This window comes from Romboutsia lituseburensis (assembly GCF_024723825.1).
Taxonomy (GTDB): domain Bacteria; phylum Bacillota; class Clostridia; order Peptostreptococcales; family Peptostreptococcaceae; genus Romboutsia_F; species Romboutsia_F lituseburensis_A.
Genome location: NZ_JANQBQ010000001.1, coordinates 295,722 through 308,848, shown reverse-complemented (window position 1 = coordinate 308,848; position 13,127 = coordinate 295,722). Strand labels below are relative to the sequence as shown.

Below are 13,127 nucleotides of genomic sequence, written 5' to 3'. Positions count from 1 at the left end.
TATCTTTAAGAAGCTTCGTTGCTTTTTATCAAACTATCACGCCTTTGTGATACTTTTATTATAATCACTTGCCATATTTTTGTCAATATTTATTTAATAATTTATAAAAACATTTTCCTTTATTTTTTTCGACCCGCTTATTTGCTAGGTTTTTACAACTTTCGTTTAATTATTACTTTATTTTATTTAATATATCTATTATATCTTTTTCTGTAGGAACTCTTGGATTTGTTTTTGTGCATCCATCATTTATAGCAAGTATTGCTATTTCATTTTCTACACTACTTAAATCAGATATATTAACTTTACATTGGCTTAAGTTAGTTACCATATTCATTTCCTTTTGAAGTTTCTTTATTTCATTTACTAGATTTTTGACACCCATTCTGACATTAGATGTATTTAAACCTAATAACATAGATATTTGTGCGTACTTATTAGCAGCCATTGAATACTTTGTATTTGTATAACCTACTATATCTGCATTGTACTCTATTACATGTGGTAATAATATTGAATTTGTTCTTCCATGTGGTACATGGAATTTGCCACCTAGTACGTGTGCTATTGAGTGATTTATTCCAAGTGATGTTTGATTAAATGCCATACCTGCTAAACAAGATGCATTGTGCATTTTCTCTCTTGCTTCTATATCATTTCCATCTTTATATGCTCTTAATAAATATTTAAAAACAAGTTTTATAGCTTTTTCTGCTAAAGCATCAGAAAAATCATTAGCTTCAGTTGATACATAAGCCTCAATAGCATGTGTTAATACATCCATTCCTGTATCCGCTGTTATAAAGTTTGGCACTGTTTTTACTAGTTCCGGATCAAGTATTGCTACGTTAGGTAAAAGATCATCACTTACTAAAGGATACTTTGTTCCTTTTTGCTTATCAGTTATTACTGAAAATGATGTTACTTCTGATCCTGTACCACTAGTTGTAGGAATTGCTATAAACTCTATATCATTTGTTTTTAATATTTTTTTAGAAAAATCCATTATAGCTTTTGAAGCATCTATTGCTGATCCCCCACCTAATGCTATAAGTACATCTGGGTTTACTTCTTTAAATACTTCTATTCCACTTACTACCGTTTCTATTGGTGGGTCTGGAACTATATCACTAAATACTTCATATGAACCTTCTTTTAAATTTACTAATATTTTATCTATTGCTTTTGACTGAACCATAAATGGATCTGTTATGATTAATACTTTTTTATCTTGTATTTCTTGTAAAGCCTTTAAAGAGCCTTCTCCAAATTTTATTTTTGTCTTAATTTCAAAACTATGCAATTTAATCTCTCCTTTTATTTTCTATTCTAATATAAATTAAATTTACTATTTCCCAAGAAATACGTTTTCTTTAGTATTTATAAGTACTAGAAATTATTTTTTCTTGAGTAACGTGTTTCATCTTTAATTAATACTTAAAAAACAAAAAAGCTCCATAGATAATCTATGGAGCTTCATTGCTCTGTTAACACGCCTTTGTGTTATTAATTTTAATATACTATTTGATTTATATAAAGTCAATATTATTTTACATCATATATTTTTAAATATATAGCTCATATATGTCAGAAAGCTCTAATTCTATGTTAGATACATCTACTTTATATATTCTATCGTCTAAGTACTCACCATCTAATTTTTTATTTGGAAGTAAAATTTCAAATTCTGTACCGTTTTTTCCATCACTATCTAAATAAATTTCACCTTCATTTAATTTGACAGCAGACTGAACTATACTAAGTCCTATTCCACTACCTTCATTTAAGCGAGTTAATGACTTATCGTTTTGTACAAATCTTTCAAATATCGTTCCTTGCATTTCTATAGGTATCCCCATGCCATCATCTTTTACAATTATATGTATCCATTTTTCATCTGCATACATATTCACCAGCACATTTCCATTTTGCTTTGTAAACTTTATGGCATTCGATAGGAGATTAAGCATTGCTCTTTCCATCATATCTTCATCACATTTTATAATCTGTTCTTCGATTTCTGTATCAAACACAATATTTATTTTTTTATTTTGTGCATAATTAACTACAGATAGGGTTATATCCTCAACTAGACTTACTATATCACAATTTACAAATTTAGGCTTTATAAACCCTACATCAATTTTTGTTATATCTACTATATTATTTATAAGTCTTAACATACGTTGACAATTAGTTTTTAAACATTGTTTATGATCAGAGTAAATTTCATTAAATTTTTCTGGATTTGTTTTATTTTTTAAATCTAGTAACTGTATAGTTGAATAGAAAATATTAAGGGGAGTTCTTAATTCATGAGATATATTAGCAAAAAATTCATTTCTTACTTGTTCTTGATTTTTCATTTTTTCATATTCTATCAAGGATCGCTTTGTTCTAATTCTATCTGTTATATCATTAAAAATTATTACGATTTTTTTCATATCTTCCATATATATCTTTTGTACACTACAACTTATTGTAACCCCTGTTTCTTCTACCTCTATTTTACCTTTCCAGTATCCAAGTTGTAAAAAATGATCTTTTATTTCTTTTATTTTCTCTGGATTAATACCTTTACTTTCATAAATTAATATTTTATTTATATCTTCATATATAGTGCCTTCTTTTATATTATAGTATTGTTTAGCTAAACTGTTTATATATTTTAAATTTTTATATTCATCATATATAAGTATACAACTATGTCTACTTTCATCAGCTATTTTTTTAAACACCGTAAGTTCATTTTCAAGTTCTTTATTTTTTCTTATACTTAGTAAAAGTTCGCAAATTATTCCTCCTAGTAATATAATAAACCCTATATATGTAATAGATATAGATAATAACTTTACATTAGCTAAAGCTTTTGTGGCCCCTACTACTGCATATATAGCTTTCAGCATAAAAAAGAATATACTTGCGCTTATAACTGAGTATATATACTCACTTCTATCTAAGCTCTTTTTTAAATAAATAACTGAAATTATTCCATAAAATATAGTTAAAAATATATTGTAAGTAACAAATCCAGCTACATCATTAAATGTTGTAAATAGTATATCATGATGCTTTAAAAGTCCGAAACTTGTTGCAATTGCAATTGTTATTAAAATTGACTTTATTCTATTTTCCATTATTATTTTTTTCATCTTTCTAAAAGACGATAAGCTAAATGTTAGTATTATTAATCTAAAAATAGAATTTTCTACAATAAGATAATTACTTATATTTATTGTAGATGCATCAAGACTCATATTATCTACATTTCCAAGCAAAACATCTATGAAAAATATAATATAAAAAAGAGATAAAATAAATAGCTCTTCCTTATTAGTACTTTCATAGCAAAGTATACAACTTGATATAGCTAACAATACTAATATCAGCTCAAAAATCTTGATAAATGCTATTATATCAGCTGTATTTATTTTATTTGAACTTAATATTCCAAATAATAAAACCAAATAACTAACCCCAATGATAAAGCTTATTAAAAATATTACATTTATTGCTATTTGGTTTGTGGACGAGATTTTTTCCTTATTACTCATATTTAAATCACTCATCTGTCATTCTCCTAATTTGATTATTTACTTAAGTTTATTTAATATAAACTTTCCCCATTTTTTTCCATTTTAATATTATATCATTTTTCTTTCAAATATAATTATTTATGTATTTAATTAAATGCATTCAAAAAACATATGCCTTTAAACATCGGTATTTACAGACATATTTGAGCCATCTTCCATATCTGGATTAAGTATGTTATAAATATTTAGTATTTAAGAGTATAAATCTTAGGTGCTATTATTTCGTTTATATCTACATAATCTATACTCGTCACCCCTATGAGAGTATGTTTTTGCAACCTTTAGACTTATAATAACTTAATTAATTATGCTTCTATATTATACCATTATATCATGAATGTATCTTATTATATATATACGTTCTTGTTAAGTGCTATAATATTTTTGTAAAAGTAAATAAGGAGATGAAAAATATATGAAAATATTTGCCCATAGAGGTGCTAGTGGTGAATATCCTGAAAATACAATGCTTTCTTTTAAAAAAGCTATTGACTTAGGTATAAAAGCCATAGAACTTGACGTTCATAAGTCTAAAGATTCTAATTTGGTAGTAATTCATGATGAGGATATCAAAAGAACATTTAATGGACATGGTTTAGTTAAAGATTATACATATAATGAGTTAAGAAATTTCAAATGCAAAAAATTTGAATATATAAATAACGATTTATGTAAAATTCCTACTCTTGATGAAGTTTTAAAATTAATTAAGGATAATAATATTTGTTTAAATATTGAAGCTAAAACTGACTTAATTCACTATGATTTAGAAAAAGATGTTTTAAACTTAATAAAAAAATATAATTTAGAAGATAACGTACTTATATCAAGCTTTAATCATAAATGCATAAATGTATTTAAAAGTTTAAATCCTAGTCTTAAATATGGTGCTCTTTATCATAGTAAAGATGATTTTAAAGGATTTACTAATGTTATTGAGCATGCAAAAAACTTAGGTATTTATAGTATAAACCTAAATCATCAATTAGTTGACAAAAATATTGTAAATTTAGCTCATAAAAATAACTTAAAAGTTTTTGTATATACAGTTAATGACCCTATTCTTATGAAAAATATGATTGAATATGAAGTTGACGGAATATTTTCTGATTATCCAGATTTAATGAGAGATATTTTAAATAGTAACTAAAAAAGCCTAAAGATTTTCATCTTTAGGCTTTTATCTATTTGTAATACTTAGGCTACATAGAAGCTTTAAGTATATCTTTCACTTCATCATGAGTTGCTTTTATAGGATTTGTTAATCTGCAAGCATCTTTTAATGCATTTTCTGCTAATATATCAAAATCAGATTCTTTAACTCCGAGTTCTTTAAGACCTGATGGTATATTTATAGATTTAGATAATTCCATTATAGCATCTATTGAAGCTTGAGCTCCTTGTTCATCATTTAAGTTAGTTACATCAACCCCCATAAACATTGCAACATCTTTTAATCTAGCTGCACTTACTTTAGCGTTGAATTTTTGAACTCTTGGAAGCAATACCGCATTACATACTCCATGAGGTAAATCATAAAATCCTCCTAATTGGTGAGCTATGGCATGAACATATCCAAGTGATGCATTGTTAAATGCCATACCAGCTAAGTATTCAGCATAAGCCATGTTGTCACGAGCAGTTATATCATTTCCATTGTCAACTGCATTTTTTAAGTTAACTGATATTAATTGTATAGCTTTCATAGCACAAGCATCTGTTACAGGTGTAGCTGCAGTTGATACATATGCTTCTACTGCATGTGTTAATGCATCCATTCCTGTAGCTGCAGTTAATCCTTTTGGCATTGCTGTCATTAATTCTGGATCATTTACTGCACATATTGGAGTCATATTTTTATCAACTAAAGCCATCTTAACATGTCTATCTTCATCTGTTATTATACAGAATATCGTCATTTCACTTGCAGTTCCTGCTGTAGTGTTTACACATATTAAAGGTAATTGAGGTAATTTAGATTTATTAACTCCTTCATAGTCTTTTATATCTCCACCATTAATAGCTAATATAGCTATACCTTTTGCACAGTCATGTGGAGATCCCCCTCCAAATGATATTACAAAATCACATTGATATTCTTTTAATAGTTCTAATCCATCATGTACATTTTTTACAGTTGGGTTTGGTTTAGTTTCATTATATATAACATATTCAGCACTATTATCTTCTAATACTTTTGTAAGCTTGTCTACTAATTTAATATCACATAGTATTTTATCTGTTACTATAAGTGCTTTTTTAAATCCCCTTGCACTTATTTCTTCACCCATTTCTTTTAAGCATCCTTGCCCCATTAAACTTAATTGCGGCATATAAAATCTGTAAGCCATGTTGTTGTCCTCCCCTAGAGTCATTTTAATTTTAGTAATAAATTAAATATTAATTTATTTATTGTTTATTCTGTAATTTTAATTAAAATTTTATTTAATTTAAAATCATATTATTTTTATGTTAACAAGTTTCCAAATCCATGCCAACGTTTTCTAAAATATTTTTGTAAATAATTTCCTTGTTTTTTATTTTATTTTATTAATTTTTAACTAAAAAATAATAAAATACTTTATAATTAATTTTATTTTTGAATTTAAAATAAATATTATATATCCTAAATATTTTATTACCACAAACATTATAAAAATAATCATTTTAGCTTATATTAATTTGTTACAAAATATAAATTGTTTTTTGTTAAATAACGGTAGAATTAGTTAAAATAACACGTTGGAGGATTAATTATGAGACTATCAGAAAAAATCGAAGCTAAAAGAAAAGCAAAGGAAAAAGCATTAAAAAAAGAAAAAGCTAAAACAGTTGCTGTCGGTGCTACAGTTGAAGTTTTAACAGGCACTATAGGTGGTATATTATTAGCTCCAAAGTCTGGAAAAGAAACTAGAGATGATCTAAAAGCTGCATCTTCACAATTAACTGAAAAAGTTAATGAAAGAACAATTAAAGCTAAGTCTAATGTAAATAAAACTCTACTAGAAAATAAAGAAAAATTATCTGAGTCTAAAAGAAAAGTAAAAGAATACTTAAAAAATAAAAAATCAAATGAAATGGAAATAGAACATGAAATAGCTTTATTGGAATGTAATAATGATGTCGAAGAAAAAATAGAGTCTATTGATTCTAACAGCACTTTAAGAATAGAGGAGTAATATGTATATAGATATAAATGTAATATACGTAGCATTATTATTAGCAACACTTGGCTTTATAGTATATTTAATATATACTTTAAAAAATTTTAACAAATTAATATCTAATGCAAATAATATTTTGCTATATAATACTAAAAGTATAAATACAGCACTTGATAATTTACCTAGTATAGCTAAGAATGTTGAAAGTGCTAGTGAAAATGTAAAAGACGTAACATAGGTTGCCACTGATATAGCTGCTGGTGTTATAATTACAAAAGAAAATATAAAGTCAAATGCTGATACAGCTAAAGATATTATACACATAGTTAAATCTGTATTTATGAAATAATAACAAATAGGTATTGATTATTATAATCAATACCTATTTATTATATACAAATTTACTTTATTCTACTAAATGTAGCAATCGCTTCTGCTCTTGTTATATTTTTTGTAGGTCCAAAACTTCTATCAGAATATCCTAATATATATTCTTTCTCTACAACACCTTCTACAGAAGGTTTTGCCCAACTAGCTATATCTTCATAATCACTAAATACACTTATTTTATCTAAGTTTTCATCTGCTAATTTATTGTAATTAGCAAGCATTACAGCAGCTTCCTCTCTAGTTATAAAATCATCTGGTTTAAATTCCTTTGATGTTTTCCCATTACATACTCCATTTGTAACAGCTACATCTATATCATACTTAGCCCAATGAGTTTCAGTATCATCAAATATTTTTCCGCTAGAATTATTTAATCCATGCACTTTATTAAATATCGTTATAAACTCTGCTCTTGTTATATATCCATTAGGTCTAAAGGAATTTGAATTTGTAACCCATCCTTTATTCATAGCTTCAGATATAGTTTCTTTAGCCCAATGATCACTCCAATCATCTATGGGATTTTGATTTGGCTGTATAATCCTTCTTGCCGCTATATACTTAGATGCATATTTATGTTCTGATATCTTAGATACTATAACTCCAACATCAGGATTTGCAGCATGTACAAATTTACCCTCTCCTATGTACATACCAACATGATTTACTCTACCTGTTTTCATAGTGTCAAAGAATACCAAGTCGCCTTTTTTTAACTTATTTTTAGGAATATATGTACCTTTTACAGCTTGCTCTGCAGAATAATCAGTTAATTCTACATTTGCACCTTGTTTATAGCTATATAACATTAATCCTGAACAATCAAATTCATCAGGACCTATAGCTGCCCATACATAAGGTTTTCCTATTTGTTTTTTAGCTATATCTACGACCTTATTTATTATATTGTCTACTTCTAATTGAGTTAAGTAGTTTAAGGATTCTTCATTATAGTATTTAAAGCCTTTTAAATACTTTTCTTCGCACCAACCTAAAACACCATTAGGAAATTCAACCTTATACCACCCGTTCATATTTTTTTCTTTTAGTAAAACTACCTGATTAACTCTACCAGTATGAATAATTTTTTCCTTACTACTTGGACCTTTTCTCACACTAATAGTTTTACTACTTACAGTTGCAACTGTATTTATTAGTTTTTCTGTGTTTTCATATGCAAATACATAATCTAAGTTCAATAAATTAATAGAAAATACAGTCACTAGTAGCAATTTGATCAATATTTTTTTCATTTCCATCCTCCCCATTTTTTATTCCATTAAATATAATATCATAATTACTCTTTGTTTATAGTATATTTTTAACATAAATAAATTTTTTTGTTAAATTATGTATTTAATATGAAATAAATGGTTATATTTAACTATTTAAAAATAAGAAAAAAGCCACCTTCTGTAATATAGAAGTTAGCTTTTTTCTTATTTTCAATTAATAAATTTCATCTAGTATTTTGTGTTATATTTTTATATCTTCCATAATCAACTAAAAAATCGCTTATAATCACTATAACAATCTAAGCAGACTTTCTTTCCACCCTGTAGTCTTGTAAATTGCTCTGAAGTTTTTTCTCCACAAACTTCACATACTTCTGATAAAAATATTCTTGCTTTCTCTGGAAGTTCTATATTTGTTTCACTAAACTCTAACTGATATATAGTTTATAAACCTTCATGGCTTGATTATCTTTGTTTATATATGTCTTGCCACTTCAAATGCATCCCATATAGCATACATTATATTTTTGACTTCATTAGCATCACCTATCATTCTCACATTATTATGAGAGAATCTAATCTTATCATACAAAGAGTTTTCAGAGTTGTAGCCAATAGCAGCTATTGCTGAATCTGCTTTTGTTACTTTTGCACTACATTTTACATTTATATCTTTAAAATGAATTAAATCTTTTAGCATATCATGATTTGCATGACATATAGGACCTCCAACTGCTAATATATCATCCATCATCTCAACTATAGTTACTTTTTTGCCTTGTTTTTGTAGCCATAGCGCTGTTTCACATCCTACTAATCCACCACCAATTATTATTGTAGATTTTCCAGCATCTTTTTTACCTAATAAAACTTCTTCTGCTGTAAATAATTTATCAGTGCCTTCAATGTTTAATATCTTAGGTCTAGACCCTGTAGCTACAATAACTGCATCAGCACTATATTGTTGTATAGTTTTTTCATTTGCACATGTATTTAAAATTACATTTACTTTAAGCTTTTCAAGTTCTAAATTATACCATCAACTAATGCAGTATCATCTTCTTTAAAGTCTGGTCTTCCTCCTGCTATCAAGTTTCCACCTAATCTATCAGACTTTTCTATAAGTACTACATCATGACCTCTTAATGCTGATACCCTTGCAGCTTCACATCCTGCTACACCACCACCTATAATAAGCACTCTTTTCTTTTCATCAGCTTTTTTTATTTCTAATTCTTTTTCTCTACAACAAGCTGGGTTAACAGCACATGAAAGAGTAGCATAATTTTGTATTCTTCCCATACATCCTTCTTGACAAGAAAGGCATGGTCGAACGCTTTTATAGTCACCCGCTAGTATTTTGTTTGGTATTTGTGAATCTGCTAATAATGGTCTTGCTAGGCCTATCATATCAGTCTTTCCTGACAATATAGCATTAATAGCTAACTCTGGATTTTCCATTCTTCCTGCAGTTATTATCGGAACATCTACTGCTTTTTTTAGTATTTCATTATATGGTAAGTAAAGTCCTTTTTCTTGATACATTGGTGGATGAGACCAATACCAAGAGTCATATGATCCAACATCACCATTTAATGCATCATATCCTGCTTCAACTAGTATTTTAGCAGCTTCAATTCCCTCATCTATATCTCTTCCCATTTCTTTAAATTCTTCACCTGGTAGCCCACCTTTACACCAGTCTTTTATAAAACTTTTTATACTATATCTTAAAGATACTGGATAATCTTCTCCACATCTTTTCTTTATTTCTTGAACTATTTCACAAGCAAAACGTAAACGATTTTTTAAACTTCCTCCATATTCATCAGTTCTATTATTAAACATTGCTATTGCAAATTGATCTAGTAAATATCCCTCATGAACAGCATGTATTTCTATTCCATCAAATCCTGATTTTTTAGCAATCTCTGCTGAATCACCGAATTTTTTTACATACTGTCTTACTTCATCTGTAGTTAATTCTCTACAAGTAACTCCTTTTAAAAATCTATGTGGTATTTCTGATGGAGCTATAGCTACTTCTCCAACCATTGATGGTATACTTACACGTCCAAACCCAGCTGATAATTGCAAGAATATTTTAGCTCCATAAGCATGAACACGCTCAGTTATAGATTTTTCCCTTGTTGTAAAGTTTAGAGGATTAAGCGTAGGACATGGCATAGATGGTAGTGCACACTTTTCTATATTATTTTCAACCATAGTTACTCCAGTCATTATTAATCCTGTACCGCCTCTTGCACGCTCTACATAAAACTCTTCTCCTCTTTCATTAAAGCTTCCATCAGCGTTGCATAATCCAGCAGGACCCATTGGAGCTAAAACAAATCTGTTTTTAATCTCTAATTTACCAATTTTGATTGGATCAAATAATATCTTATGTTTTTGATCTAACATACTTTATCCCCCTACACAATAAATATTTCAGATAAGAAAATCTTATCTAAAATCAAGTGTATTACATAAAGTAACTTTACATGCAAGCACATTGTTATGATTTTGTCATAATAATTTAATAGGTATCCATAACTCAATATAAGTTTGTAACTTTGCTGGCTTATATACATCAACAACTAATATTTTACCTATAATATCCCCACATATTTCTAATCCCTTGGATTGTGCATATTGTATAACATCTCTAAAAATAATATCTTGATTTAAAGTTAATTCATCGCTAACTATTTTTATAGTATGTAAACAAGACTCACTTTTAATATTTTTAACATTTAATTTAAGAGGTAAATTTAATTCATTCACTTTTTCTTCTGAAACAAGATATCCGAAGTTACTATTGTTAGATTCACTATGTTTTATAACTCCTAATTGTACAACAGGCATTTCCTTTACCCATTTATGGACTATTTTTTGTGATTCTCTATTTTTTGAAATTCATCCACATTCTTCATCATAAATCATAACTAAATCTGGACATTTGTCAAACTCATACTTATCTAATAAATCATCTATAAGTCGTGCACTTTTCAAATTTTCTTCTATTGATTCAGCTAATTTTTTATAGTGTATGCTTTTTTCTTATGCCTTTTTTTATATTCTTCCATTCTATCTTTAATAAGCAAATGACCTGTTTCATCTCAACTAAACTGCTTTATAATCCTTTTCATAGGAAATTCCATATGTCTATATTTTGTATAAGACAAAAGCCTAAAAATATCAATAACATTATAAAAACGATGTCCATTTTTTTCTTTATTAACTTTTATTAAATTTTGCTTTTCAAAATAGTGGATCGCACTTGTTGTTATTCCCAATATCTCTGCTAAATCGGTAATACCATACTTCATAATATTGTCAAATGCACCTATTACAATAGCTTTATTGATATTTATTTTAATAAATCATCTTATAATATCTGTGTATTTTACTTTCAAACTCCTCAATACTTATATATCTAGCTTCTCTTATAGTTTCTTTTTTCTGAACATAAACTATTATACCTGGTATAGTAAATATATTATATTGACCCGCTATTTCTCTAGAATTTTCTGTTTTAATTTCTAAACTCTTTATATTCGTATATTTTGTTAATATATCTTCTACCTTGGATTTTATAACATTACATACTCCACAGTTTTCTCCACTGAAATATAAAAGAACCATATCATTATTATTTATTAATTCATTTATTTCTTCATAGCTATTAGTTATTTTCATATTATGACCTCTTTTTAATTTATTTGCTTAATAAATCACTTATATATTAGAAAACTAATTCTAGAAAATCATCCTCAGTAATAATTTTTAAATTTTTTCCTTGCGATATTAATCTTTCTGCACTTATATGTTTGCTACTTTTAACTTTACCATTTAGCTTTCTAATACTTTGTTCTCCTAAAACTAAATAATCTGTATTTTTAGTTACGCTGTATCCACCTATTCCACCAACATTGTTCACTTTTTTCATAGCTTCAGACCTTCTCATACTTCTAAGAGCACCTGTAAACACTATCGTTTTTTTATAAAATGGGTGACTATTTTCAAAGTCATATGTTCTTAATTTTATTTCTTCTATATCTATTTCTCTTCTATATTTTTGTTTTTTTATACCAAATGGTTTATATGATTTATTGAAAAGTACTCCTTTTTCTATGTTAAATTCTTTGAGTAAATCTTCTATTTTGTTATATTTAAAATTTCTTAATATATCTAAATATGTATTTAAACATTTATAAGCTTCTTCACTTGAGCTATTATATAAAATTTCTTCATCTAAATCTTCTTCTTCATTTTGTTTTACTATATTAGATAGTTTCCAAGTACATAAGTAATCAAAATTGGGATAAACCATATTATACTTGTCACAAGCATGTATAAGCACACTAATATCTAAACTAGCATTAGGTGATATTACTAAGGTATTTTTATCTATCATATAAGATATTGATTGCCATGCTTTATTAAATATTTTAGCATCTTGTATCTTTTCTTCATTTATATTATGCATTTTAATGCTATATTCATCAAACTCTTCTTCTGGATTAACCAGTATTTCTTCATTTAATTTAATTTTACCATCTTCATAAAGAGCTAGTCCTATGCTACATACACTGGATCTATTATAATTTGCTGTTTTAAATGATATAGCTAATACTTTATTACTCACTTTTAGACTTTCCTCTCTATTATATATTTATATAAAATTATATCATAATTAAAATGAGTAAAGTCTCTTTATTTAAATAAAGAGACTTTACTCA

General features: G+C 27.1%; 14 protein-coding genes. 3 read left to right on the top strand and 11 right to left on the bottom strand.

The annotated features are described in order from the left end of the window. Nucleotides 1-172: 172 nt before the first annotated feature. Nucleotides 173-1,303 carry a 1-propanol dehydrogenase PduQ gene (locus NWE74_RS01490; RefSeq protein WP_258241474.1) on the bottom strand — a complete coding sequence of 377 codons (1,131 nt, stop codon included), beginning with the start codon at nucleotides 1,301-1,303 and terminating at the stop codon, nucleotides 173-175. A 262-nt stretch (nucleotides 1,304-1,565) separates the two neighbouring features. Continuing rightward, nucleotides 1,566-3,569 (bottom strand): sensor histidine kinase, encoded by a 2,004-nt coding sequence (locus NWE74_RS01485; RefSeq protein ID WP_258241473.1) that lies wholly within the window; start codon nucleotides 3,567-3,569, stop codon nucleotides 1,566-1,568. 442 nt (nucleotides 3,570-4,011) lie between these two features. Here NWE74_RS01485 and NWE74_RS01480 point away from each other — a divergent pair, with 442 nt between their 5' ends. Further along, nucleotides 4,012-4,746 carry a glycerophosphodiester phosphodiesterase gene (locus tag NWE74_RS01480; RefSeq protein ID WP_258241472.1) on the top strand — a complete coding sequence of 245 codons (735 nt, stop codon included), beginning with the start codon at nucleotides 4,012-4,014 and terminating at the stop codon, nucleotides 4,744-4,746. Between the two features lie 52 nt (nucleotides 4,747-4,798). Here the strand turns inward: NWE74_RS01480 and yiaY are convergent, their stop codons facing one another. Next, nucleotides 4,799-5,947, bottom strand: coding sequence for an L-threonine dehydrogenase (gene yiaY, locus NWE74_RS01475; RefSeq protein WP_258241471.1), 1,149 nt, complete (start codon nucleotides 5,945-5,947; stop codon nucleotides 4,799-4,801). A 405-nt stretch (nucleotides 5,948-6,352) separates the two neighbouring features. Here yiaY and NWE74_RS01470 point away from each other — a divergent pair, with 405 nt between their 5' ends. Continuing rightward, entirely contained in the window at nucleotides 6,353-6,775 is a 423-nt protein-coding gene (locus NWE74_RS01470) for a YtxH domain-containing protein (RefSeq protein WP_258241470.1), read from the top strand. A gap of 1 nt (nucleotide 6,776) precedes the next feature. After that, complete coding sequence (locus tag NWE74_RS01465; protein WP_258241469.1) at nucleotides 6,777-6,998, top strand: hypothetical protein; 222 nt, start codon at nucleotides 6,777-6,779, stop codon at nucleotides 6,996-6,998. 163 nt (nucleotides 6,999-7,161) lie between these two features. Here NWE74_RS01465 and NWE74_RS01460 read toward each other — a convergent pair whose 3' ends face one another. From NWE74_RS01460 to NWE74_RS01430, 8 genes are all read right to left on the bottom strand, one after another. After that, the gene (locus NWE74_RS01460; protein WP_258241468.1) at nucleotides 7,162-8,403 is read right to left on the bottom strand and encodes an S-layer homology domain-containing protein; all 1,242 of its coding nucleotides are present in this window, start codon (nucleotides 8,401-8,403) and stop codon (nucleotides 7,162-7,164) included. A gap of 246 nt (nucleotides 8,404-8,649) precedes the next feature. Then, nucleotides 8,650-8,772, bottom strand: a complete 123-nt coding sequence (locus NWE74_RS19245; RefSeq protein ID WP_258244403.1) for a TraR/DksA C4-type zinc finger protein — start codon at nucleotides 8,770-8,772, stop codon at nucleotides 8,650-8,652. A gap of 88 nt (nucleotides 8,773-8,860) precedes the next feature. Further along, nucleotides 8,861-9,328, bottom strand: a complete 468-nt coding sequence (locus NWE74_RS19185) for an FAD-dependent oxidoreductase (protein ID WP_330666424.1) — start codon at nucleotides 9,326-9,328, stop codon at nucleotides 8,861-8,863. Between the two features lie 83 nt (nucleotides 9,329-9,411). Then, on the bottom strand, nucleotides 9,412-10,806 hold the full coding sequence (locus NWE74_RS01450; RefSeq protein WP_330666263.1) for an FAD-dependent oxidoreductase: 1,395 nt from the start codon (nucleotides 10,804-10,806) through the stop codon (nucleotides 9,412-9,414). A 105-nt stretch (nucleotides 10,807-10,911) separates the two neighbouring features. Continuing rightward, nucleotides 10,912-11,250 (bottom strand): hypothetical protein, encoded by a 339-nt coding sequence (locus NWE74_RS01445; RefSeq protein ID WP_258241467.1) that lies wholly within the window; start codon nucleotides 11,248-11,250, stop codon nucleotides 10,912-10,914. A gap of 254 nt (nucleotides 11,251-11,504) precedes the next feature. Then, complete coding sequence (locus NWE74_RS19265) at nucleotides 11,505-11,714, bottom strand: MerR family transcriptional regulator (RefSeq protein ID WP_258241466.1); 210 nt, start codon at nucleotides 11,712-11,714, stop codon at nucleotides 11,505-11,507. A gap of 46 nt (nucleotides 11,715-11,760) precedes the next feature. Beyond that, a complete protein-coding gene (locus NWE74_RS01435) occupies nucleotides 11,761-12,084 on the bottom strand; it encodes a thioredoxin family protein (protein ID WP_258241465.1) in 324 nt (107 codons plus the stop codon). Nucleotides 12,085-12,130: 46 nt separating this feature from the next. Then, nucleotides 12,131-13,033 (bottom strand): exonuclease domain-containing protein, encoded by a 903-nt coding sequence (locus NWE74_RS01430; RefSeq protein WP_258241464.1) that lies wholly within the window; start codon nucleotides 13,031-13,033, stop codon nucleotides 12,131-12,133. Nucleotides 13,034-13,127 lie beyond the last annotated feature (94 nt).